This window comes from Pseudolabrys sp. Root1462 (assembly GCF_001426945.1).
In the GTDB taxonomy this organism is placed as follows: domain Bacteria; phylum Pseudomonadota; class Alphaproteobacteria; order Rhizobiales; family Xanthobacteraceae; genus Pseudolabrys.
In genome coordinates this window covers 2,609,134-2,631,814 of the sequence record NZ_LMFS01000001.1, presented here as the reverse complement: position 1 = coordinate 2,631,814, position 22,681 = coordinate 2,609,134, and the positions used below count along the sequence as shown (strand labels likewise).

Annotated in this window: 19 protein-coding genes; 11 read left to right on the top strand and 8 right to left on the bottom strand. The window is 63.8% G+C overall.

The genetic code is table 11. The annotated features are described in order from the left end of the window. Positions 1-5: 5 nt before the first annotated feature. From ASD45_RS12710 to ASD45_RS12685, 6 genes are read left to right on the top strand one after another with little or no spacing between them, the layout of a single operon-like run. Positions 6-1,427, top strand: coding sequence for a dihydroorotase family protein (locus tag ASD45_RS12710; protein ID WP_056911815.1), 1,422 nt, complete (start codon positions 6-8; stop codon positions 1,425-1,427). Positions 1,428-1,441: 14 nt separating this feature from the next. Then, complete coding sequence (locus ASD45_RS12705) at positions 1,442-2,272, top strand: ABC transporter ATP-binding protein (RefSeq protein ID WP_056911814.1); 831 nt, start codon at positions 1,442-1,444, stop codon at positions 2,270-2,272. Next, positions 2,272-3,045 (top strand): ABC transporter permease, encoded by a 774-nt coding sequence (locus tag ASD45_RS12700; RefSeq protein WP_056911813.1) that lies wholly within the window; start codon positions 2,272-2,274, stop codon positions 3,043-3,045. Before ASD45_RS12705 ends, ASD45_RS12700 begins: the two co-directional genes overlap by 1 nt. Positions 3,046-3,093: 48 nt before the next feature. Beyond that, positions 3,094-4,125 (top strand): ABC transporter substrate-binding protein, encoded by a 1,032-nt coding sequence (locus tag ASD45_RS12695; protein WP_056911812.1) that lies wholly within the window; start codon positions 3,094-3,096, stop codon positions 4,123-4,125. Between the two features lie 26 nt (positions 4,126-4,151). Then, positions 4,152-5,588 carry an amidohydrolase family protein gene (locus tag ASD45_RS12690; RefSeq protein ID WP_056911811.1) on the top strand — a complete coding sequence of 479 codons (1,437 nt, stop codon included), beginning with the start codon at positions 4,152-4,154 and terminating at the stop codon, positions 5,586-5,588. Between the two features lie 4 nt (positions 5,589-5,592). Continuing rightward, entirely contained in the window at positions 5,593-6,684 is a 1,092-nt protein-coding gene (locus ASD45_RS12685; RefSeq protein WP_056911810.1) for a ring-opening amidohydrolase, read from the top strand. Here ASD45_RS12685 and ASD45_RS12680 read toward each other — a convergent pair. The 3 genes from ASD45_RS12680 to ASD45_RS12670 form a co-directional block, all read right to left on the bottom strand. Beyond that, positions 6,681-7,631 carry an acetamidase/formamidase family protein gene (locus ASD45_RS12680; protein ID WP_056911809.1) on the bottom strand — a complete coding sequence of 317 codons (951 nt, stop codon included), beginning with the start codon at positions 7,629-7,631 and terminating at the stop codon, positions 6,681-6,683. The two genes, ASD45_RS12685 and ASD45_RS12680, sit on opposite strands and share 4 nt — an antisense overlap. 63 nt (positions 7,632-7,694) lie before the next feature. After that, the gene (locus ASD45_RS12675) at positions 7,695-10,892 is read right to left on the bottom strand and encodes a multidrug efflux RND transporter permease subunit (protein WP_056911808.1); all 3,198 of its coding nucleotides are present in this window, start codon (positions 10,890-10,892) and stop codon (positions 7,695-7,697) included. Between the two features lie 58 nt (positions 10,893-10,950). Continuing rightward, on the bottom strand, positions 10,951-12,162 hold the full coding sequence (locus tag ASD45_RS12670; protein ID WP_156380824.1) for an efflux RND transporter periplasmic adaptor subunit: 1,212 nt from the start codon (positions 12,160-12,162) through the stop codon (positions 10,951-10,953). 180 nt (positions 12,163-12,342) lie between these two features. Here ASD45_RS12670 and ASD45_RS12665 point away from each other — a divergent pair, with 180 nt between their 5' ends. Both ASD45_RS12665 and ASD45_RS12660 read left to right on the top strand, forming a co-directional pair. Beyond that, positions 12,343-12,936 (top strand): TetR/AcrR family transcriptional regulator, encoded by a 594-nt coding sequence (locus ASD45_RS12665; protein WP_056911806.1) that lies wholly within the window; start codon positions 12,343-12,345, stop codon positions 12,934-12,936. A gap of 111 nt (positions 12,937-13,047) precedes the next feature. Beyond that, positions 13,048-13,998 (top strand): transporter, encoded by a 951-nt coding sequence (locus tag ASD45_RS12660; protein ID WP_156380823.1) that lies wholly within the window; start codon positions 13,048-13,050, stop codon positions 13,996-13,998. Between the two features lie 47 nt (positions 13,999-14,045). Here the strand turns inward: ASD45_RS12660 and ASD45_RS12655 are convergent, their stop codons facing one another. Together ASD45_RS12655 and ASD45_RS12650 are read right to left on the bottom strand one after the other, a co-directional pair. Continuing rightward, on the bottom strand, positions 14,046-14,687 hold the full coding sequence (locus ASD45_RS12655; RefSeq protein WP_056911804.1) for an alpha/beta hydrolase: 642 nt from the start codon (positions 14,685-14,687) through the stop codon (positions 14,046-14,048). After that, positions 14,684-15,622: a ring-cleaving dioxygenase gene (locus ASD45_RS12650; protein ID WP_056911803.1), complete on the bottom strand. Its 939-nt coding sequence runs from the start codon at positions 15,620-15,622 to the stop codon at positions 14,684-14,686. Before ASD45_RS12650 ends, ASD45_RS12655 begins: the two co-directional genes overlap by 4 nt. Before the next feature lie 138 nt (positions 15,623-15,760). Here ASD45_RS12650 and ASD45_RS12645 point away from each other — a divergent pair, with 138 nt between their 5' ends. After that, a complete protein-coding gene (locus tag ASD45_RS12645; protein ID WP_056911802.1) occupies positions 15,761-16,645 on the top strand; it encodes a LysR family transcriptional regulator in 885 nt (294 codons plus the stop codon). Here the strand turns inward: ASD45_RS12645 and ASD45_RS12640 are convergent. Continuing rightward, positions 16,642-17,511, bottom strand: a complete 870-nt coding sequence (locus ASD45_RS12640) for an AraC family transcriptional regulator (RefSeq protein WP_056911801.1) — start codon at positions 17,509-17,511, stop codon at positions 16,642-16,644. The genes ASD45_RS12645 and ASD45_RS12640 overlap by 4 nt on opposite strands. Before the next feature lie 167 nt (positions 17,512-17,678). On the opposite strand from ASD45_RS12640, the gene ASD45_RS12635 reads away from it, so the two are divergent. Continuing rightward, positions 17,679-18,422, top strand: coding sequence for an SDR family oxidoreductase (locus tag ASD45_RS12635; protein WP_056911800.1), 744 nt, complete (start codon positions 17,679-17,681; stop codon positions 18,420-18,422). A 120-nt stretch (positions 18,423-18,542) separates the two neighbouring features. Here the strand turns inward: ASD45_RS12635 and ASD45_RS12630 are convergent, their stop codons facing one another. After that, positions 18,543-20,180 (bottom strand): ABC-F family ATP-binding cassette domain-containing protein, encoded by a 1,638-nt coding sequence (locus ASD45_RS12630; RefSeq protein ID WP_056911799.1) that lies wholly within the window; start codon positions 20,178-20,180, stop codon positions 18,543-18,545. A 144-nt stretch (positions 20,181-20,324) separates the two neighbouring features. Here ASD45_RS12630 and ASD45_RS12625 point away from each other — a divergent pair, with 144 nt between their 5' ends. Further along, a complete protein-coding gene (locus ASD45_RS12625; protein ID WP_156380821.1) occupies positions 20,325-20,702 on the top strand; it encodes a hypothetical protein in 378 nt (125 codons plus the stop codon). Positions 20,703-20,716: 14 nt separating this feature from the next. On the opposite strand, the gene ASD45_RS12620 is transcribed toward ASD45_RS12625, so the two are convergent. Further along, positions 20,717-22,429 (bottom strand): winged helix-turn-helix domain-containing protein, encoded by a 1,713-nt coding sequence (locus tag ASD45_RS12620; protein ID WP_082540813.1) that lies wholly within the window; start codon positions 22,427-22,429, stop codon positions 20,717-20,719. Between the last annotated feature and the right edge of the window lie 252 nt (positions 22,430-22,681).

Sequence of the window (22,681 nt, the reverse complement as noted above, 5' to 3'; positions counted from 1 at the left end):
ACCCTATGAGCGCAACCAAAGCTGATCTCGTCGTTGCCAACGGCCGCATCGTTACGCCAGACAGCGTGTTCGAGGGTTCGATCGCGATCAAGGACGGAAAAGTGCTGGCGGTCGGCGATCTCGAAGCCATGCCGCTCGCGGCGGAGCTGTTCGATGCCGCCGGCATGCACATCCTGCCCGGCGCCATCGACGACCATGTGCATTTCCGCGATCCCGGCTATCCGCACAAGGAGGACTGGGAGAGCGGTACGGCGGCGGCGGCGTTCGGCGGTGTCACCTGCGTGTTCGATATGCCGAACACCATCCCGCCGACCGCCAATGGCGAAATCCTCGCCGCCAAGCACGCCATCGCCGCTTCGAAGGCGCACATCGACTTCGGCCTCTATGGCCTCCTCGGCGACAACACGATTGCGACCGTGCCGGAACTGATCGCGGGCGGTGTCATCGGCTTCAAGCTCTATATGGGCAATACCTTCGGCAAGATCCCGTCGCCCGACACCGGGGCGACGCTGGAGTGTTTCGAGGTCGCCGCCGCGACTGGCAAGCGCGTGTCGCTGCATGCCGAGAACAACGACATCATGGAACGTCGGCAGAAGCGTTTGATGGCCGCCGGCAGGAAGGACCAATGGGCGCATCTAGCGGCGCGGCCCAGTGTCGTGGCGATCGAGGCGGTAAGCCGCGCCGCGATCCTTGCCGAGTGGACTGGCGCACGCATCCATGTGCTGCACATCTCGACCGCCGAGGAATTGCGGCCGTTGCGCGAAGCCAAGGCGCGAGGCGTCGATATCACCGGCGAGACCTGTCCGCATTACCTGCTGCTGTCGACCGACGACTACAACAGGGTGCCCGGCATCATCGCTGTCAACCCGCCGGTACGCGAGAAGCAGAACCAGCAGCCGATCTTCGATGCGCTCATCGATGGCACCATCGACGTCATCGCCACCGACCACGCGCCGCATGCTTATGAGGAAAAGACGCGCAACGACATCTGGACCGTCGATTGCGGTTTCCCGGGCGTCGAAACGCAGATGCCGCTGATGCTCACACAGGTAAATGCCGGACGCATGAGCATTACCGATTACGTGCGTATGAGCGCTTACAATCCCGCGCGCATCTGGGGGCTTTATCCTCGCAAGGGTGCGCTGCTGCCGGGCTCGGATGCCGACATCGCTATCGTCGATCTGGGCCGCGAGCACACCATCCGCGACGCCGAGACGCAATCGCGGTCCAAGGTGTCGCCGTGGGATGGATACCGCGTGAAGGGGTTGCCAATCCACACATTGGTGCGCGGACGCTTCGTCATGAAGGACCGCAAACTCGTCGGCGGGACGAAGGGTTGGGGCCGTTCGGTCCACGCTATCCAGGATATGCCGGAACCGGCCGTGATGAACGCCGAGCACAGCATGCACGCGATCACACGGCCATAGGGCAGGGGAACGGCATGAACGTCGAAGCGCATCCGCGGACCGGCCATACCTTTGTTGAGTTGGAAAAAGCTACGCTGACCTACGGGCGCGGCGACCGGCAGATCGTGGCGCTGGGCGAGACCAGTCTGCGCGTCGACGAAGGCGATTTCGTCGCGCTGGTCGGGCCGTCGGGCTGCGGCAAGTCCACCATTCTCAAGCTGGTCACCGGCCTCATCACCGCCAGCACTGGCTATGTCTACGTCGCCGGCCGTGAGGTCGGTGCGGCGCCGGTGCGTGTCGGAATGGCATTCCAGAACCCGACCATGCTGCCGTGGCTCACGGTGCGCGACAACGTCATGATGCCGCTGAAGATCGTGCCGCCGTTCCGCCAGCAATACCAGAGCAAGAAGAAGACCGAGTTTCGCGACCGCGCCGAGGCGCTGCTCAAGGAGGTTGGCCTGGGCGGCTTCGGCGACAAGCATCCATGGCAATTGTCCGGCGGAATGCTGCAGCGCGCCTCGCTGTGCAGGGCGCTGATCCACGAGCCGCAGCTTCTGATGCTGGATGAGCCGTTCGGCGCACTCGATCAGTTCACGCGCGAGGAACTGTGGGCGGTGATGCAGGCCCTGTGGATGAAGCTGAAGCCCACGGTGGTCCTGGTCACGCACGATCTCAAGGAAGCCGGCTATCTCGCCACGCGCATCTGCGTGATGCGCTCGCGGCCCGGGCAGATCATCGACGATGCGCCGGTGCCGTTCGCCCGGCCGCGCACTATCGACATGTCCTACACGCCGGAGTTCGTATCGATGACGCAGCGCCTGCGCGAACTGATTATTTCGGCGCGGCCGGTGAAGGAGACGGTGTGATGGAGCAGGGATTGCGACGCCGGTTGTGGTCGGCGGTGTTCATCGTCGGCTTCTTCGTGTTGTGGGAAGCCTTCTGCTGGGCCTTCCACATTAGCGACATCGTGCTGCCGAAGCCGAGCCAGATCATCGTCACGCTGGTGACGCGGATGCCGGCGCTGTGGCCGCATACTGTGCAGACGCTCTACACCACGCTGGTCGGCTTTGCGCTCGGCATCCTGGCTGGCGTTGCGCTCGGCGTCATCGTCGGCTCATCACGGCTCGCCTATGACGTCGCCTATCCGTTGCTGATCGGCTTTGCCTCTATTCCGAAGGTGGCGGTGGTGCCGATCTTCGTGCTGTGGTTCGGCTCCGGCGCCGTGCCAGCGATCCTCACCGCGATGATCATGAGTCTGTTTCCGATCGTGGTGAATGTCGCGACGGGCTTGGCCACCACCGAGCCTGAGCTCGAGGACGTGATGAAGGCGCTACGGGCATCGAAGCTCGACATTCTGTGGAATGTCGGCCTGCCGCGTACCATGCCGTATTTCTTCGCCTCACTGAAGGTCGCGGTGACGCTCGCCTTTGTTGGCACCGTGATTTCGGAAACGGTGGCGTCGAACCGCGGCATCGGCAACGTCATGATGATCGCCTCGTCGAACTTCGACGTGCCGCTGGTGTTCGCCGGTCTGATCATTCTCGCCATCATGGGCGTGGCGCTTTACGCGGTGTTCTCGCTGATCGAGGCGCGCATCACAGGCTGGGCACACCGCAAGGACGAATTCGCGATGGGCTGAGAGCCCATTCACAGTTTGCCGGTCATCCCTTGGAATATGGAGAACTGAATGTCTAAGTTGCGTTTTGGCATGGCGGCGCTCGCGGCGCTGCTGTGTCTGGGAGCCGGCGCGAAGGCGGACGAGCCGACCAAGATCCGCTTCACGCTCGACTGGAAATATCAGGGCCTGCACGCCTACATCTTCTGGGCCAAGGATCACGGATATTTCGCCAAGGAGGGCCTCGACGTCTCGATCGATCAGGGTACCGGTTCGGCCGCGACGGTGACGCGCATCGTGTCCGGCACCTATGACGCCGGCTTCGGTGACATGAACGCCATCATCCAGTTCGCCGGCACCAAGCCCGGCCAGCAGCCGGTGATGGTCTACATGATCTACAACACGCCGCCTTTCGCGCTGATCGTGAAGAAGGATTCGCCGATCAAGACCCTCAAGGATCTCGAGGGCAAGAAGATGGGTACGCCGGCGGGCGGTGCGGCGGGGCAACTGTTTCCGGCGCTCGCCGCGCTTAACGGCATCGACGCCAGCAAGGTATCGACCGTCAACATGGCGCCGAACCTGCAGGAGCAAATGCTGGTGAAAGACGATGTCGACTTCTCGGCCATCTTCACCGTGACCAGCTACGCCAACTTCATCGGCATGAAGATGGATCCGCTCAAGGATTTCCGCTGGTTCTACTTCTCGGACTACGGCATCGATCTCTATTCCAACGGCATCATGGTATCGAAGTCCATGATAGCCGAGAAGCCGAAGGCGGTGGCCGGGCTCGTCCGCGCGCTCAACCGCGCCATGATCGACGTGGCGGCCGATCCGGCCGCCGGCGTCAAGGAGATGCTTAAGGTCGAGCCGCTCATGAGCGAGGATATCGAACTCAAGCGCCTGCAATACGCCCTGAAGACGCATTTCGTATCCAAGGAGACCGACGCCAACGGCCTTGGCGACGTTTCCGACGCCCGCATGGAAAAGGGCATCAAGCTCCTGGTCGACACCTACAAGCTGCCGAACACGCCGGCGGTGAAGGATGTGTTCGACCGTTCGTTCCTGCCGCCGAAGTCCGAGCGCATGCTCAAGCTCAATTTCTAAGACACGCGTTCCGGCGGGAAGACGACATGACAACGACAGCCGCGGCTTCCTGGCTGCTTCCCGGCGCGGGCAAGGCCGCGGCTGCCAACCAATCCGTCGCCGTCGACGGCGGCACAATCACTGGCGTGACGGCGGGCCAGGGTAACGGTTCGCTCGTCATGCCGGCACTCGCCAACGCGCACGACCATGCGCGCATCGCGCGGCTGAGCCAGACCGGCAGCTATGACGTGCCGCTCGAGGCCTGGCTGCCTTATCTGACGCTGCTGCCGGCGGTTGATCCTTACCTGTCGAGCGCCGTGTCATTCGCGCGCTCGGCGCGCGGCGGTGTCGGCTCCGTCATGGCGCACTACACGCGTGTGCAGGGTCTCACTGATTTCCCGACCGAAGCCCGCGCCGTGGCCAGGGCGGCGCGGGACGTCGGCATCCGCATGGCGCTGGCCGTGCATTGCCGCGATCTCAATCCGCTGGTCTACGACCCGCACGAAAAGCTGCTCGCCGAGTTGTCGCCTGAAGCCTGCGACTGCGTGACGCGGCGCTTCCTGCGCAAGCCGGTGCCGGCGGCCGAGCAGGTGGCGATGGTCGAGGCGGTGGCTAGGGACATCGAGGGCCACGGAATCACAGTCCAGTATGGCCCCGCCGGCGTGCAGTGGTGCACCGACGAGATGCTGCGCCTGATCGGCGAAGCTTCGGGGGCGTCGAACCGACGCGTCCACATGCACCTGCTCGAGACTAAATATCAGCGCGCCTGGGCCGATCGGCAGTTTCCGCAGGGCATTGTCCGCTATCTCGACGAGATCGGCCTGGTCAATGAGCGCGTGTCCTTCGCGCATTGCATCTATCTGCGGTCTGACGAGATCGACCTGATCGCCGAACGCGGCGCCACCATCGTGGTCAACACCTCGTCGAACTTCATCGTCAGTTCGGGGCTCGCGCCGGTCGCCGAGTTCATCAAGCGCGGCTGCCGCGTCGCCATGGGACTCGACGGGCTCGCCTTCGATGAGGACGAAGACGCGCTGCGCGAGATGCGGCTCGCGTATAACGTCCACAAGGCCTCCGGCTTCGACGTCCGCGTGTCGCAAGCCGATCTCATGCGCTTTGCGACAGCTAATGGCCGCTTCGCTGTCACCGGTATGAAGGATGAGGGCCTTGCGCCGGGCGCGCCCGCCGATCTGCTCGCGCTGGACTGGAAGGCTCTGTCAGCCGAACTCATAGAGCCCGACGTGCCGCCGTTCGAATTGCTGCTGGCCAAAGGCGTCCGGCAATACATCACGGGTCTCATCGTCGCCGGCTGCGATGTCGTGCGCGACGGCAAGGTTGTCGGCGTCGATCTGCCGGCGCTTGAAGCCGAACTGCTGGCCGCGCTGCGCGCCAAATATCCAACGACCGCCGATGTGCGCGCGGCCATGCCGGAACTGAAGTCGGCGCTGCGCAAGCATTACACCGGTCCTCTTTATTGTGCGTGACATTATGCCGATCGCCAAGGTCCATCGCATTTCAGCGTCCTCACCGAACGACGTCAGCGGCCTTGAGGCGGCGATTGCCTCCGGCCGTATCGATCCGAAGGGGGTCATCGCGGTACTCGGCAAGACCGAGGGCAATGGCCTGGTCAACGATTTCAGCCGCGGCCTGGCGACGACCGCCCTCACGCTGCTGTTCGAGCGTCATTTGCCGCAGGCCGAGGCCGCGCAGATCTGTCTTGTGATGTCGGGCGGCACTGAAGGTGGCATGGCGCCGCATTGGATCGTGTTCGAGCGGGGCAAAGGCGAGGGCGGTCGATCGCCGGCGCTGGCGATCGGCCGGGCCCATACGCTCCAGTTGCCCTACGAACAACTCGGCCGCCTTGGCGAGGTCGATCAAGTCGCGGCCGGCGTTCGCGCGGCGATGGAGGATGCCGGCATTGCCGATCCTGCCGATGTTCACTTCGTCCAGATCAAATGCCCGCTGCTGACGGCGCAGCGCATTGCCGAGGCCGAGGCGCGTGGCGCCGCGGTGGCAACACGGGATACGCTCAAGTCGATGAGTTTGTCGCGTGCCGCCAGCGCGCTTGGCGCGGCGGTGGCGCTGGGTGAAATCGATCGCGCGGCTATCACCGAGGCGCAGATCGGTTCGGATTGGTCGCTATGGTCGGGCCGCGCCTCGACCTCGGCCGGCATCGAACTCGTCAACCACGAGATCGTCGTGCTCGGCATGTCGAAGGATTGGTCGGGGCCGCTGGCGATCGACCATGCGGTGATGCGCGACGGCATCGATATCGAGCCGGTGCGCGCGGCGCTGCAGCGGCTCGGTCTCGGCGCGGCGGGCCAGCTCGACCCCGCGCAGCGCAACAAGATGGTGGCGCTGCTGGCCAAGGCCGAAGCCAGCCATGACGGCCGGCTGCGCGGCCATCGCCACACCATGCTCGACGACAGCGATATCGCCTCGACCCGGCACGCGCGGGGTTTCGTCTGCGGCGCGCTGGCCGGTCTTGTCGGTCATGCGGAGATCTATGTTTCCGGCGGCGCCGAACACCAGGGCCCGGATGGCGGCGGCCCGGTGGCAGTGATTGTCGATAGAGGCTAGCCGGCCTTCAGTAGGTCTTTCGCGATCATCACGTGCACGCCCTTGGCGACGTTGACGAGCTGCGTCACGTGCACATCGGCGGCGACGCTGCACAGCGAGTAGGCGTCTTCGGCCGACAGGCCGCTGATCTCGCCGATCTTTCTGATCATAGCGCGCAGCGCGAATTCGGCGGCGCGGTCGAGATCTTCGTCAAAGCCCATGGTGATCATGTGAGTGGGGGTTTCGGCGAAGGGATGGTCGATGCCGGTCTGCTTCACGAGCGTGACGCGCAGCTTGCCGCGCAGCGCCGTCTCGATAGCAGTGACGCAGACCTCACCGTCACCCTGCACGGCGTGGCCGTCGCCGACCGACAGCAGGCCGCCGTCATTGAACACCGGCAGATGTACCTTGGCGCCGACGCCGAAGTGCTTGTTGTCCATGTTGCCGCCGAACGAGCGGGGAATGTTGGAGATGCAGGTGCCATCGGCCGGGCGGGGCGCGACGCCTATGACGCCGAAGAACGGTGACGTCTTCAGTTCCAGGCCCCACGGCATGGTGACGACGCCGCGGGTTTCATCGATTGGGACGAAGATGTGCCGCAGATTGGGGAAGTCCCCCGGTAGCGTACCGTTGCCAGGCTTGATCATGTTCCAGCCCCAGGGCTGTGGGAAGCCGAGCTCGAGCACTTCGACGACCAGTTCGTCGCCGGGCACCGCGCCTGCGACCTCGATCGGCCCGGTCATCAGATGGGCGCCAATGCCGCGTGGCACCTGCGCCAGCACGCGCTCGTGCTCCGGCATCACCCGGAAGGGCAAGCCAGGCGGTGGCAAGTTCTCGTCGTTACCCGAGAGCGTCGTCACCTCGACGGTGTCGCCGGAGGCGATGCGCAGCACCGGTTTTATCGTGGCGTCGAAGGTGCCGCGATGCACGGTGCCGACGTTGCCGCGAAGAATATGATGTTGCCCCATGACCTGCTCCGATGTGGGAGGCCGGTGTAACATCAAGCCGTTCGGCGGCGCCAGTCCCGCAGGTTAGGCGCCGTGTGACGACGCCGGCGCGCTGGCGCCAGGGGCGGGCGCTGTGCCGTGCGTCTGCAGCGGCTTGAAGCCGGAGAGGGCGCGCACCACCATGTAGAACACCGGCGTCAGGAAGATGCCGAACAAGGTGACGCCGATCATGCCGGCGAACACCGCGACGCCCATGGCGTGACGCATCTCGGCGCCAGCGCCGACCGATGTGACCAGCGGTACCACACCCATGATGAACGCCATCGATGTCATCAAAATCGGCCGCAGTCGCAGCCGGCTGGCGGTGATCGCGGCCTTCAGCGGCGGCTCGCCGGCGAGCTCCAGTTCGCGCGCGAACTCGACGATCAGGATCGCGTTCTTGGCCGACAGGCCGACCAGCACGAACAGGCCGATCTGGGTGAAGATGTTGTTGTCGCCGCCGGTCAGCCAGACGCCGATCATCGCCGCCATCAGGCCCATCGGCACGATCAACATGATCGCCACCGGCAGGACCAAGCTTTCATACAGTGCCGCGAGCACCAGGAACACCAGCAGGATCGCGATCGGATAGATCAGCACCGCGGAGTCGCCGGCGAGGATCTGCTGATAGGTCAGTTCGGTCCACTCAAAGCTGATGCCCTTGGGCAACGTCTCCGCGGCGATCCGTTCGATCGCCGCCTGCGCCTGGCCGGACGAATAGCCGGGGGCGGGACCGCCGCTGATGTCCGCCGACAGGAAGCCGTTATAGCGCATGGCGCGTTCCGGCCCTGCGGCGGTCTTGATGTTCAGAACGGCGCCAAGCGGCACCATCTGCCCGTTGCTCGAGCGCACCTGCAGCCGCGCAACGTCTTCGGCATAGGCGCGGAACTTGGCGTCGGCCTGCACGCGCACCGAATAGGTGCGGCCGAACTTGTTGAAGTCGTTGACGTAGACCGAGCCGAGATAGGTCTGGAGCGCCTCGAAGATGTCCGGCACCGGCACGCCGAGCTGCCGCGCCTTGGTGCGGTCGATGTCGGCGTAGAGCTGCGGCACGTTCACACGGAAGCTGGTGAACAGGCCGGCCAGCTCTGGCGTCTGCATCGCCTTGCCGAGGAACGCCTTGGTAGCGTCGTCGAGCGCGCGATAACCGAGGCCGGCGCGATCCTCGATCTGCATCTTGAAGCCGCCAATCGTGCCGAGGCCCATCACCGGCGGTGGCGGGAACATGGCGATGAAGGCCTCGCCGATCGCCGCATACTTCATGTTCAGCGCCATGGCGATGGCGCCGCCCGACAGGTTCGGAGCCTTGCGCTCATCGAACGGCTTCAGCGTCACGAAGACGATGCCGGCATTCGACGAGTTGGTGAAACCGGCAATCGACAGGCCGGGGAAGGCGACCGCGCTTTCGACGCCCGGCGTCTTCAGCGCGATGTCGCTCATCTGCCGGATCACGTCCTCGGTGCGGTCGAGCGTGGCGCCGTCCGGCAACTGAGCAAAACCGACGAGATACTGCTTGTCCTGGCTCGGGATGAAACCGCCCGGCACGATGCGGAACATGGCGACGGTGACGGCCACCAGCACCACGTAAACACCCATGACGACGGTCTTGCGGCCCAGCAGGCCGCCGACGCCGCCGCCGTAAGCGCGCGTGCCGGCGCCGAAGCCGCGGTTGAACAGGCGGAAGAACGGTCCGAGCACCTTATCCATGCCGCGGGTGAGCCAATCCTTCGGCGCGTCGTGGCCCTTGAGCAACAATGCGGCGAGTGCCGGCGACAAGGTCAGTGAGTTGATCGCGGAGATTACCGTCGAGATGGCGATGGTGAGCGCGAACTGGTTGTAGAACTGGCCGGACAGACCGCTGATGAAGGCGAGCGGCACGAACACCGCCACCAGCACCAGCGCGATGGCGACGATCGGGCCCGACACTTCGCTCATGGCGCGATAGGTGGCGTCGCGCGCCGACAAGCCGCTCTCGATATTGCGCTCGACGTTCTCGACGACGACGATGGCGTCGTCGACAACGATGCCGATCGCCAGCACGAGGCCGAACAGCGATAGCGCGTTGATCGAGAAGCCGAGTGCGTACATCACCGCGAAAGTGCCGATGATCGACACTGGCACGGCGAGCAGGGGGATGATCGAGGCGCGCCAGGTTTGCAGGAACAGGATGACGACCAGAACGACGAGGATAATGGCTTCGAGCAGCGTGTGCACGACCGCTTCAATCGAGGCCCGGATGAACTGCGTCGGGTCGTAGACGATCGAGTAATCGACGCCTTCCGGCATGGCGACCTTGAGGTCGGCCATCACCTTGCGCACGCTATCGGAGATGTCGAGCGCGTTGGATCCCGGCGCCTGCATGATGCCTATGGCGACCGCGTCCTTGTTGTCGAGCAGCGAGCGCAGCGCATAGTCGGAAGAGCCGAGTTCGAGCCGGGCAATATCCTTGAGACGTGTCACCTGGCCGTCGGTGCCGGTGCGCACAATAATGTCGCCAAATTCCTCGACGGTGTTGAGGCGGCCCTGCGCATTCAGTGAAAGCTGTAGATCGAGGCCGGGCACGCCTGGGGAGCCGCCGACGATGCCGGCAGCGGCCTGGACGTTCTGCGCGCGGATTTCACGGACGATGTCGCCGGCCGACAGGCCGCGGGCCGCGACCTTCTGCGGGTCGAGCCAGACGCGCATGGCGTAATCGCCGGCGCCAAATAATTGCACGTCGCCGATGCCCTTGATGCGTGCGATACGATCCTTGACGTTGAGCAGCGCATAGTTGCGCAGATACGTCATGTCGTAGCGGCCGTTCGGCGACAAGATGTGCACGACCATGGTCAGGTCGGGCGAGCTCTTGGTCGTGGTGATGCCGAGCGTGCGCACCTCTTCCGGCAGTCGCGCTTCGGCCTGCGACACGCGGTTCTGCACAAGCTGGGTCGCCTTGTCGGGATCGGTGCCGAGGGCGAAGGTGACGGTTAGCGTCATCAGACCGTCGGTCGTCGCCTGGCTGCTCATGTAGAGCATGCCTTCGACGCCATTGACGGATTCCTCGATCGGCGTCGCCACGGTCTCGGCGATGACGCGCGGGTTCGCACCCGGATATTGCGCGCGAACGACGACTGACGGGGGCACGACCTCCGGATACTCAGAGATCGGCATGGCCCGCAGCGCCAGCAGGCCGGCGAGGAAGATCAGCGTCGACAAAACGCCGGCGAAGATTGGGCGGTCGATGAAAAAGCGCGAAATATTCATGGCTATACCGGCGGCGAAAATGCTCGATTGGAAACAGGGAAGAGTAATCGAGCCGCGATTAGTGGCTCGACGTCTTGGTGTCGTTCTCGGCCAGCATCGGCACGAGCTTGGGTTCGACCGGTGCACCGGGGCGCACGCGCATCAGGCCGTTGACAATGACCTGGTCGCCGGCGTTGAGACCGGAATCGACGACGCGCAAGCCATCAGCGGCGGCCCCGAGGCTGATTTCGCGATAGGCCGCTTTCTTGTCGTTGCCGACCACCAGCACGTAACGCTTGTCCTGATCGGTGCCAATCGCGCGCTCGCTGACCATGAGCACTGGCTTGTGGTCCGCCCGTCCCAGGAACAGGCGCGCGAACTGACCCGGCAGTAAAGCGCCATCGGCGTTGTCGAACACAGCGCGCAGGCGCAGCGTACCGGTCGCAGAGGCGACCTGGTTGTCGATGAGCTGCAACTTACCTTCGCGGGGCTGTTCGCTGCCGCCGACGATCATCTGCACCGGAATGCGGTCAATCTCGTCGCGCGCGCCCTGCGTCGGTAGCGAGCCGAGCGCACGTCGTACCGCGGCTTCGTCGGCGTCGAAGCTGGCATACATCGGATTCACCGACACCAGGCTGGTCAGCACCGGTCCGTTCGCGCCCGCGGCGACCAGGTTTCCAACCGTGACGTTCAGACGGCCGACGCGGCCGGCGACCGGAGCGCGGATCTGTGTGTAGTCCAGATTCAACTGCGCCGAATCCAGATTTGCTTGCGCTGCCTTGACGTTGGCATCGGCTTCGCGCGCTGCGTTCTCGCGCTGGTCGAGATCGCGCTGCGACATCGTCCGCGAGTCGATGAGCTGCTTGCCACGTTCGAGATCGGTTTGCGTCAGGGCAGAACGGGCCTGCGCGGCTGCAAGCTGCGCCTTCGCCCGCATCACCTCGGCGGCATAGGGCGCCGGATCGATGACGATCAGCACATCGTTCTTGTTTACCAGGGCACCTTCGCGGAATTTGACGGACTCGATGGCTCCCGCCACACGCGAACGGATCTCGACGCGCTCTACAGCTTCGAGCCGGCCGGAGAACTCATCCCACAATTTGACGGAGCGGGGTTCGACGATGGCGACAGATACCGGCACCGCGGACGGCGCTGCTGCGGCGGCCTTGGTCTGCGCATTCGAGCCAGGCAGAACGATGTAAACGCCGACCGCTGCGACGACGACGAGGGCGGCGACCCCGGCGCTCCAGATGCGCGCGCGACCCGGTCCCGTTTTCGACTGCGATTCCATTGAAATTTCTCCACCAGCCATATATGTAGTGAACGCTACAGATGTGGTGGGTGGAAGTCGGTGTCAAGGTACTTATATAAGTGATGCTACAAAAATAAAGACGTCTTTTGGTGGGTTGTCCCACTAGGGGCGCCGCGCGGAAAATGGCTGAGGGGACAACGGCCGAGGGAAGATTCCGTAATGGGAACAATGGGAAGACCCAGGGAATTCGATGCAAAGCAAGCCCTGGACAAGGCTTTGGACGTGTTCTGGCGGCATGGCTATGAGGGCACCTCCATTTCGGAGCTGACCCACGCTATGGGAATCAGCCCGCCGAGCCTTTACGCCGCCTTCGGTAATAAAGAGAAGCTGTTCCGCTCGGCGCTCGACCGATACGCCGAAGTTCGTAAGCAGGTTTGGACCGAGCTCATGAGCGAGCCGACGGCGCGCGCCATGATGGAACGCCTGTTCGACCGCGTCATTGGGTTCTATGCCACCGAAGGCAATCCCCACTGCTGCATGCTGGTGAAGGGAACTCTAACCAGCGGCGATTGCGGGCATGTTCTGGCGGACCATATGAGCGCCAAGCGGGCTGAGAGTGAGCAGATGCTGGTCGAGCGTTTCACCAAGGCCAAAGCTTCCGGTGAGTTGCCGGAGGAGATCGAACCCAAGGACCTCGCTGGTTACTATATGACGGTGCTCGACGGCATGTCGGTGCGCGCCGCCTCCGGCGCAAGCCGAGACGAGTTGCGTAAGGTCGCCGCTCTTGCGATGCGGGGCTGGCCGGGCCAATAGCCTGTTTCTAACGCATCGGCAGCGTGGTCCACGGTGCGGTCATGTGGTACCCGCTTTGTGGTGGGGCGCTTTCAAGACTTTCATCGCGCAAGGCAGGGCGGCGGCGCTTCGGTGAAACTCGTTTTCGCCGCTCTTGGCCGCTTCGCCTGTTTGTTACCAACGGTCGTATCGGCGGGTGCGATTATTGTCGCGACACCTGCGGCGTTCGCCATGGAGGGTGGCCAGAGCCCCTATCTCAGAGGGTACCGGGACTTCTCGAGCGGCATCCTGCCGCCGCCCGGCGTCCAGGTTCGGTATGACCTGAATTTCTACAACGGCCACGAAACCTCGCGCATTCCCCAGGGCCAGCTAGCCACCAGCCTGCGAACCGTCTCCAACATTCTGGGCATCGTTGGTGTCACGCCCGCGCAATTGTGGGGCGCCAACTACGGCTTCGCGATTCGTGGCGCGATGACCGGGGTTTCCGCCGACCGCACTGTGACGAACGGGGCGCGGCGCGTAGCCGCCAGCGATGCGATGACCGGATTGAACGATGTGGTGATTAGTCCGATCGTTCTCGGCTGGCATCTTGGCAATTGGCACTGGAACGTTTCGGCGTCGCTGTGGATTCCGGCGGGTGATTACCAGGCAACGCAGCGCATTAACACCGGAAAGAACTATTGGTCGTGGTCGCCGCAGTTCGCTGTCACCTATCTCGACCGTAAAGCCGGCCTGGAGTTTTCTGCGGCCTTTGCCTACGTCGCCAATTATGAGAATACGACGACGCAATATCACTCGGGCGATGTCGCGCATGTTGATTTCGCAGCGATGCAGAGCATCGCGCCGCGGCTGTCGATCGGCGCCGTCGGTTACGTCATGTCGCAAGTGACCGACGATGTCGGGGCAGGCGCCACGCTCGGCTCTCGCCGGGCGCAGGTGTTCGGCGCCGGACCGGCGATCCGCTACGTGATCCGCACCGGCAAGACGCCGATGATCTTGAGCGCGAAGTATTATCGGGAATTCTCCGCGCGGAACACGACCGAGGGCGATCAAGGCGCGCTGTCGTTGCGCGCGAATTTTTAGTCTCCGCCGGGCGGTGCTGGATGCTCCGGCATCGCCCGGCAGTTTCGCTAAAGCTGAGTGGCAACAGCAGGCACTGTCCGCTTCGCGGCGTTTCTGATGAAAGCGGCCGCCAGATTGACGTCCGCCTGTGTCAGGCCGTGACCGGCCGGCACGATGCGGTGATCGACACTAGCGCCGCGCTCGCGCAGTTGCGACGCGAGTTGCGCCGCATTAGATGGCGGCGCGATCGGATCCTGCGCGCCGGACGCGATCAGCACTTCCGTGCCCGGGATCGATGCCGCCGGCGGTTCGGCCAACGGCACCATTGCGCGCAGCAAGACGGCGCCGGACAGAAGCCTCGGATGTAGCAGCAACATCGCCGCGGCGATGTTGGCGCCGTTGGAAAAGCCGAGAGCAATTGGCGCTTCGATGCCATAGCGCTGCCGAGCGGCGGTCACGAAGCCGGCGAGCTCGTCGGCACGCCGCCTTACGTCGGCCTCGTCGAACACGCCTTCGCCGAGACGGCGGAAGAAGCGCGGCATACCGTGTTCCTGTACCTGCCCTCTTGGCGACAGCAACGCCGAGCCCGGTGCGACGACGCGGCCGAGGTCAATCAGATCGTTCTCGTCGCCGCCGGTGCCATGGAGCAGGAGGATCGGCGGCGCCTCCGTCGCCGATCCCTTTTCAAATCGATAGACAAAGTCGGTCACGACACGGTCTCCTCGTCAAGCACCGGCAGCACCTTCACGATTTCGGCGCGATGGCCTTCGAGGAAGGCGGGTAACTTCAATTCGCGCCCGAGCGATTCCACCGGCTCATCGACGGCGAAGCCGGGTTGATCGGTCGCGATCTCGAACAGCACGCCGCCCGGTTCACGGAAATAGATCGAGCGGAAGTAGTTGCGGTCGAGTTGCTCGGTCGGCCGCATGCCGTGCTTCTCAATCAGCTTCTTCGCCATCGCCGCCTGTTCGACGTCCGTGGTGGCGCGGAAGGCGATGTGATGTACCGAGCCGCGACCCTGACGTCCGGTCATGAAGCCCTTGGCCTCGTAGATATCGACATAGCCCCCCGGCGTCGCGGTTGCCTGGTAGCGGATGATCGACCCCTCGCGCGCGGCTTCCTTGTAACCGAGCACGTCGGTCAGGATCGCGCCGGTCTTTGCCGCGCTGTCGAGCAGAAGCGTGACGCCGTGGAAGCCGCGGATGGCGTGTTCGACCGGCACGTCGCCATTGCTCCAGCCGGCCTCATTCTCCGCGCCGGGAATGCCGACGAGCGAGAGGCTCATGCCGTCCGGATCGGTGAAGGCGAGAACGGATTCGCCGAAGCGCTTTTCCAGCGGCTCATAGGCGACGCCCTTTTCGGTCAGGCGGTGGGTCCACCAGCCGAGCGAGGACACCGGCACGCGGAACGCGGTCTGGTGCGTCTGGCCGACGCCGCCACGGCCCGGTGCCGCATGCTCCCAGGGGAAGAAGGTGAGAATGGTGCCGGGCCGGCCGGCCTCGTCGCCGTAATAGAAGTGATAGGTGCCCGGATCGTCGAAATTGACCGTGCGCTTGACGAAGCGCAGGCCGAGCGTGCGGGTGTAAAAGTCGAAATTGCGCCGGGCCTTACCCGCAATAGCCGTGACATGGTGGATGCCGGACATGATGTGCTCCCTGCTGCGGGGCTCATCGGCCCCTGACTGATCTCGTGCCGGTAATTTGGGCCGTCCGCGCTGAAACGACAATCTGGTATTTTGTGGCATCATTGTCTATGAATTGGCGACAATCGGGATTCTGCCGCCATGGACAAGCTCGCCAGCCTCCGGGCCTTCGTGAACGTCGTCGATCTGGGCTCCTTCGCCGAGGCCGGCCGCAAGCTGCGCCTGTCGCGTTCGGCAGTCAGCAAATATGTCGGCGACCTCGAGCGTGAGCTTGGCGTGCAACTCCTCAACCGCACCACGCGGCAGGCTTCACCGACCGAGACCGGCCAGGCTTATTACGAGCGCGCGCTCAGCGTGCTCGCCGACCTCGACGCCGCCGACCAGGCGGCGTCGCAAGCGCAATCGACGCCGCGAGGTCTACTACGTGTCAACGCACCGATGTCGTTCGGTACCATCAAGCTCGGGCCGGTCCTGGCCGATTTCATGGAGCGGTACCCCGATCTGCAGATCCAGCTCGTGCTCTCGGACGAACAGCTCGACCCGGTGCAAGAGGGGCTCGACGTCACGTTGCGCATTGCCGAACTCGAACCGTCGAGCCTGATCGCGCGCAAGCTCAGCGATATCGATCGCGTGGTCTGCGCCTCACCCGGCTATTTCAGGAAGCACGGCAAGCCGGAAGTGCCTGCCGATCTGCGCCAGCACGAATGTCTCACCTACGGCTTTCTCTCGACCGGCAATCAGTGGAAGCTGACGGGCCCCGACGGCCAGGATTACTGGGTCGCGCCGAGGTGGTCGCTCTGCGCCAACAACGCAGAGGTGCTGCGCGATGCCGCGGTCAAGGGCAGGGGCATTGCCGTTCTGCCGGTGTTTCTCGCCGAGAAGGAATTGAAGAGCGGCGCGCTCGTCACCGCGCTTGACGACTACAAGCCGCCGCAGCTCACGCTTTACGCCATCTACCCACCGACCCGTCACCTGTCGGTGAAGGTCAGGCTGTTCATAGACTTTCTGGTCGAGCGGATGCGCTAGGCAGCGCGCAAGCGTTCGATATCGGTCGCCGGCGGCGCACCGAAAGCACGCGTATATTCACGGCTGAACTGCGAGACGCTTTCATAGCCGACGCTGTAGGCGGCGTTGCTCGCGTTCACGGTACCGGCGATCAGCCGCTGCCGCGCTTCGATGAGGCGCAGACGCTTCTGATATTGCAGCGGGCTCATCGCTGTCACCTGCTTGAAATGCGCATGGAAGGACGACGGGCTCATGGACACTGCGCGTGCCAAGTCCTCGATCACCAGCGGTTCGTTGAACTTCTCGCGGATCAGCCGGGTAGCCAGCGCGATGCGCTGCGTGTTGCTGCCGTCGAGCGCGAGCTGAACGATGCGCTGAGCATGTTCGCCCTGCAGAAGCCGGTAGTGTACTTCGCGGACCGCGAGAGGCGCGAGATAGTCGATGTCATCCGGAGTATCGAGCAGGCCGGCGAGCCGGGTCATGGCATCGACCAGCGCCGGATCGGCGGTGCCGACGAACAGGCCGCGCTCCGTGTCCGCGGCCTTGGCCGGCAGGCCGCGCCGCGCGATCAGTTCGCTGACGACTCCGACATCGATGTCGATCTTCAGACAGAGATACGGCGCCTCGCGGCTCGCCTGCGTGATGGTGCCGACGGCCGGCAGATCGACGGTGATCGCCAGATATTGCGACGGTGCGTAAACGAAATTCTCGTTGTTGAGCGAAACCCGCTTTTCGCCCTGCACGATGAGGCAGAGCGACGGCTGGTAGACCCAGGGCGTCTGCACGGCAGCCTCGGACAGTCGGATGCATTCCATGCCGGGAATGGCCGTGGGGTGCATGCCGTCGCCGTTGGAGTATTTGTCGACCAGAGAGGCCAAGGCCTGCATCGGAAATGTCCTTTTTTCCGATACCTTTATAGCCCTTCGGGACGGTCCTGAAAACCGCCTGCCGACAAAATTTGGAGAATTAGGCAATAAGTCTGGAGGGGCCGGCATGTCGGGTCCGGGGTCCGGGACCTAGGTTCTGCTCACCGAACAACACAAGGAGCAAGACCATGACCGACCTTTCAGCCAAGACTATCGTGATCACCGGCGCCTCCAGCGGCATTGGCGAGGCGACCGCCCGCCTTCTCGCCGGGAAGGGCGCCAATGTCGTCGTCGGCGCCCGCCGCACCGACCGGCTCGCCGCACTCGTCGCCGAGATTGAAAAGAATGGCGGCAAAGCCGCCTACAGGGCCGTCGATGTCAGCGATGCGGTGAGCGTCAAGTCACTGGTCGATTTCGCGGTGAAGGCCTTCGGCCGCGTCGACGTCATGTTCAACAATGCCGGTCTGATGCCAGTGTCGCCGACCAATGCCTACAAGCTCGACGAATGGCACAGCATGATCGACGTCAACGTCAAGGGCGTACTGCATGGCATCGCCGCGGCGCTGCCGCTCATGGAGGCTCAGGGCAGTGGCCATATCATCAACACGGCTTCGACCGGTGCGCATGCGGTCGGCCCGAGCTTCGGTGTCTATTGCGCGACGAAGTACGCGGTCTGGGCCATCAGTGAAGGTCTGCGTCAGGAGATGGACAAGATCCGCGTCACCGTCCTGTCTCCCGGCGTCACGACGACCGAACTCGGCCACGACATCACCGACAAGGCCTCGGCCGACACGATCGTCGCTTTGCGCCAGGCGTCGATGACGCCGGAAGCCGTCGCCAAGGCGGTGCTCTACGCGATCGGGCAGCCGGATGATGTCGAGATCGGCGAAATCGTGATGCGCTCGACAAGATCGGCGGGTCACGCTTTCTGACGATTTCCAACCCCGCCTCATGCTGAGGAGCGGGCGTAGCCCGCGTCTCGAAGGATAGGCGGCCCGGGCCTCATGGTTCGAGACGCATGCCTTTGGCATGCGCCTCACCATGAGGTCTACCTACCCTTGTAGACCAGGCGCTTCGTAGCCGGTGCGCGCGACATATTCGGTGTAGCCGCCGCCGTATTTGTGCAGGCCGTCCGGCGTCAATTCGAGCACGCGGTTCGACAGCGCGGCGAGGAAGTGCCGGTCGTGCGACACGAACAGCATGGTGCCCTCGAACTTCGACAGCGCGCCGATCAGCATTTCCTTGGTCGCCATGTCGAGATGGTTGGTCGGCTCGTCGAGCACCAGGAAATTCGGCGGGTCGTACAGCATCTTGGCCATGACCAGTCGGGCCTTTTCGCCGCCCGACAATACGCGGCATTTCTTTTCGACATCGTCGCCGGAAAAGCCGAAGCAGCCGGCGAGCGAGCGCAGCGAGCCGATGCTCGCCTGCGGGAATTCGTCCTGCAACGACTGAAAGACGGTGCGCTCGCCATCGAGCAGGTCCATGGCGTGCTGCGCGAAATAGCCCATCTTGACGCTGCCGCCGACGGCAACCGACCCGCTGTCGGGCTCGGTCGCACCGGCGATCAGCTTCAGCAACGTCGATTTGCCGGCGCCGTTGATGCCCATGACGCACCAGCGCTCCATCCGGCGGATGGAGAAATCGAGATCGTCGTAGATGGTGCGGCTGCCGTAAGCCTTGCTGACGTTCTTCAGGTTGACGACGTCCTCGCCGGAGCGCGGCGCTTGCGGGAAGTCGAAGGCAATGGTCTGGCGCCGCTTGGGCGGCTCGACGCGCTCGATCTTGTCGAGCTTCTTGACGCGGCTCTGCACCTGCGCCGCATGGGAGGCGCGCGCCTTGAAGCGCTCGATGAACTTCAGTTCCTTCGCCAGCATCGCCTGCTGCCGCTCGAACTGCGCCTGCTGCTGCTGTTCGTTCAGCGCGCGCTGCTGCGCGTAGAACTCATAGTTTCCGGAATACGACGTCAATGAACCGCCGTCGATCTCGACGATCTTGTCGACAATACGGTTCATGAACTCGCGGTCATGCGACGTCATCATCAGCATGCCGTCGTAGCCTTTGAGAAATTGCTCGAGCCAGATCAGGCTTTCAATGTCGAGATGGTTCGACGGCTCGTCGAGCAGCATGGCATCGGGCCGCATCAACAAAATGCGGGCGAGTGCGACACGCATCTTCCAGCCGCCGGACAGTTTGCCGACATCGCCGTCCATCATCTCTTGCGAGAAGGAGAGACCGGCGAGCACTTCCCGGGCGCGGCTTTCGAGCGCATAGCCGTCGAGCTCCGTGAAGCGCTGCTGCACTTCGCCGTAGCGCTCGATGATCGCTTCCATTTCGCCGGCGCGTTCGGGGTCGGCCAGATCCGGATTGGACATGGCGGCTTCGAGTTCTTTCAGCTCGGCCGCCACTTCGCTGACCGGGCCGACGCCGTCCATGACTTCGGCCACCGCGCTGCGTCCGGCCATCTCGCCGACGTCCTGGCTGAAATAGCCAATGGTGATACCGCGATCGACGGCCACTTGACCTTCGTCAGGCTCCTCCTGACCGGTCATCAGACGAAACAAGGTTGTCTTGCCGGCGCCATTGGGCCCGACGAGACCGACCTTTTCGCCCCGGTGCAGGGCGGCCGAGGCTTCGATGAAGACGATCTGGTGGCCGTTTTGTTTGCTGACGTTGTCGAGACGGATCATGCGCCGGAAAAGTCCAGAGGTCGGAGGATTGCTGCAGCGCACTTAACCCATGGCGGACAGGCGGGCAATGGACGCGAGGAGCCCGTTGAATCAAGTATTTGCGGGGGGAAAATCGGCCGAGTTCCTTGACCGGTTGAAGAGCCGATGTTCAAGTCGAGCGCGTGGGTGGGGCAACTAATGCATAATGCCGCGTTATTTCGGACGGCGGCGGCGCTCGGGATTGCGGTGGTTTTGGCCGGTTGCAGTTCCAGCCCGGAATCGATTGTTGGCGACGACGCCGCGCTCTGCCGTTATTCCGCCGATGCCGGCAACACCGATACCTACGCTCAATGCCGAAGCCGCTTGGCCGGCCGGCATCAGATCATGGCCGCGGCCGGCGCCAGCCGGATTGAGGGCTACGCCCTGCTGAACACCCCAGAACCGGCGAGCAACGTGGCCGATCAATGCAAGGCCAGCGATGCGCCGAAGGATTGCGGCGCCGGCGACGTCACCGGCACGATCAAGCAAAAGCCCGCGCAGTAGCGCAGCGCTGTCGATTACTTTTCGGGAATGCCCGCGGCGGCCAGCAGCGCGTTCACTTCTCTGGCGCGCGACAGGTAAATCTCGCTGGCATTCTTCTTCGGAAGGCCGACGTTTTCGAGCGTCGTGCCGGGCCGCAGTTTCATGCCCGCCGCCACAGCCGCCTTGGCGTCGTCGGTGCGGCCGAGCCGCTGATAGGCGGCCGCCAGCAGGAAATGCGTGCGACCGGTGCCCGGTGTCACCGCCAGCGATCGCTCAAGCCAGGGCAGCGCTTCTTCACTGCGATCGAGGAAGATATAGGCGTAGCCGGCGCCGAGCAGCCAGGTCCAGCGCGAGACTTCCGGCGTGTCGAAACTGTCGGCCTGCTGGAAGGAGGCGAGGGCGTCGTCGAAACGGCCAAGCTGCATCTGCGACAGGCCGACCTGGAAGAGTACGAGGCCGTCCCACGGGTCCTGGTTCAGCGCCTTTGCACAGGCGATCAGGCTGTCGACGAAATGGTTGGTCGCCGCGAGGAAACGGCAATAACCCTCGAGCAGCGGCATATAGTTCGGTTCACGCTTGATCGCGCTTTCGAGCAGGCCGCGCGCGCGGTTTTCGGCGGCTTCTGCCTCGGCGTCTCGATACCAGGCGGTCTGGATGCCGCGCAGCAGTTGCGCGGCCAGCGCCGCCTGCAGATCGACATTATCCGGATCGGCGGCCAACGCTTTTTCCAACATCTCTTGCGCCGTCTTGGACTTCTCGCGAGACGTGCGGTTGATGAAGGCCTGCGCCTGATCGACGACGACATCGGCATTGCGGCGCCGGAAATCGGAATGAATGAGCGAACTGATGCGGACGGCGAGGGGATAGCCGACCCCGGCCGTCAGACGCGACTGCTGCAAGGCCGGGCTGACACTGGCGTCGACCGCAAACGATGTGGTCCACCGCACCTCATTGGTGGCGGCATCGATAATGCGCGCCTGCAGGTTCCAGGACTTGTCGACCTGCTGCAGTTCGCCGCGCAGGATAAGGTCGGCCTTTTCGGTGCGTGCCGAAACCTCGGTCGGACCGGCGCTTCGGACCGGGGCGAGGACACGGATATTTGGAATTCTCGACAGGCCGTCGACCAACGAGTCGGTGACATTGGCGGCCATCAGCGCCACCCTCGGATCGCCGTTGGCGTCGGCAAACGGCGTAACCGCAAGAACCGGAGTCGGCTGAGTGAAGACGCGGTGGCCGATGTAGGGCGCCGCGACCGCCAGACCGACGGCGCAGATGGCGACGCTCGCCGCCACGGCGATCGAGCGGGGCCCGAAGCGGAAGAATCCGGCCGTCTTTTCCGCGATCAGGGCGGCGGGCGGCAGGTCGGCTGCGGCCGGCACGGACGGCGCCGAGGATGGCGCGGCGGCTGACGCCGGTGTGGAATCAGTGGCCGACTCGGATCCGGCGGCGTCGGCGTCGAACAGATAGCCGCGCCCGGATATGACCTTGATCAGTTGCCGACGGTCGTCGCCGATCGCGCTCCTGATCTCTCGGATACATTGGAAAAGACTGTCCTCGCCAACATGAACGTTCGGCCAGACAGCTTCCATCAGCTCCTGTTTGGTCACAACGCGGCCCGCGTTCGTGATCAGAAACTGCAGCATATTGAGAGGTTTGGGACGCAGCCGGACGATTTCTCCGCCAGGCCGGCGCAAGGCGGCCTGCTGAGCATCGAATTCAAAACCAGCAAAGCGATGCACGTTCGTCATTCGCAATTCCTGGTCGGCTTAGACGATCGGTCGCTGCCATTATCAGAAAAATTTCAGAAAGTCATCCGCCTACCTTCAAGACTCCGACCCTAAGGGCATGAAAGCATTGCCGAAGTGTTAACCAAAAGGCGTGCGGCGCACCGCGAACAGGGAGCGGGCTCGTAACGGAGGGCAGGTAGGCGTTGCCGGGGGCAGAGGCTCCGACGGGCGGCGCTCGCGCTGTTTTCAAGGTCTCACATGCAGTTGCTGTGG

What these genes read in the sequence shown, in the direction of transcription:
- ASD45_RS12635 (WP_056911800.1), top strand. Translation starts at nt 17,679, where the DNA reads ATGACCGACCTTTCAGCCAAGACTATCGTGATCACCGGCGCCTCCAGC.
- ASD45_RS12620 (WP_082540813.1), bottom strand. Translation starts at nt 22,429, where the DNA reads ATGACGAACGTGCATCGCTTTGCTGGTTTTGAATTCGATGCTCAGCAG.
- ASD45_RS12710 (WP_056911815.1), top strand. Translation starts at nt 6, where the DNA reads ATGAGCGCAACCAAAGCTGATCTCGTCGTTGCCAACGGCCGCATCGTT.
- ASD45_RS12685 (WP_056911810.1), top strand. Translation starts at nt 5,593, where the DNA reads ATGCCGATCGCCAAGGTCCATCGCATTTCAGCGTCCTCACCGAACGAC.
- ASD45_RS12625 (WP_156380821.1), top strand. Translation starts at nt 20,325, where the DNA reads ATGTTCAAGTCGAGCGCGTGGGTGGGGCAACTAATGCATAATGCCGCG.
- ASD45_RS12695 (WP_056911812.1), top strand. Translation starts at nt 3,094, where the DNA reads ATGTCTAAGTTGCGTTTTGGCATGGCGGCGCTCGCGGCGCTGCTGTGT.
- ASD45_RS12675 (WP_056911808.1), bottom strand. Translation starts at nt 10,892, where the DNA reads ATGAATATTTCGCGCTTTTTCATCGACCGCCCAATCTTCGCCGGCGTT.
- ASD45_RS12645 (WP_056911802.1), top strand. Translation starts at nt 15,761, where the DNA reads ATGGACAAGCTCGCCAGCCTCCGGGCCTTCGTGAACGTCGTCGATCTG.
- ASD45_RS12670 (WP_156380824.1), bottom strand. Translation starts at nt 12,162, where the DNA reads ATGGAATCGCAGTCGAAAACGGGACCGGGTCGCGCGCGCATCTGGAGC.
- ASD45_RS12705 (WP_056911814.1), top strand. Translation starts at nt 1,442, where the DNA reads ATGAACGTCGAAGCGCATCCGCGGACCGGCCATACCTTTGTTGAGTTG.
- ASD45_RS12680 (WP_056911809.1), bottom strand. Translation starts at nt 7,631, where the DNA reads ATGGGGCAACATCATATTCTTCGCGGCAACGTCGGCACCGTGCATCGC.
- ASD45_RS12650 (WP_056911803.1), bottom strand. Translation starts at nt 15,622, where the DNA reads ATGTCCGGCATCCACCATGTCACGGCTATTGCGGGTAAGGCCCGGCGC.
- ASD45_RS12700 (WP_056911813.1), top strand. Translation starts at nt 2,272, where the DNA reads ATGGAGCAGGGATTGCGACGCCGGTTGTGGTCGGCGGTGTTCATCGTC.
- ASD45_RS12665 (WP_056911806.1), top strand. Translation starts at nt 12,343, where the DNA reads ATGGGAACAATGGGAAGACCCAGGGAATTCGATGCAAAGCAAGCCCTG.
- ASD45_RS12630 (WP_056911799.1), bottom strand. Translation starts at nt 20,180, where the DNA reads ATGATCCGTCTCGACAACGTCAGCAAACAAAACGGCCACCAGATCGTC.
- ASD45_RS12640 (WP_056911801.1), bottom strand. Translation starts at nt 17,511, where the DNA reads ATGCAGGCCTTGGCCTCTCTGGTCGACAAATACTCCAACGGCGACGGC.
- ASD45_RS12690 (WP_056911811.1), top strand. Translation starts at nt 4,152, where the DNA reads ATGACAACGACAGCCGCGGCTTCCTGGCTGCTTCCCGGCGCGGGCAAG.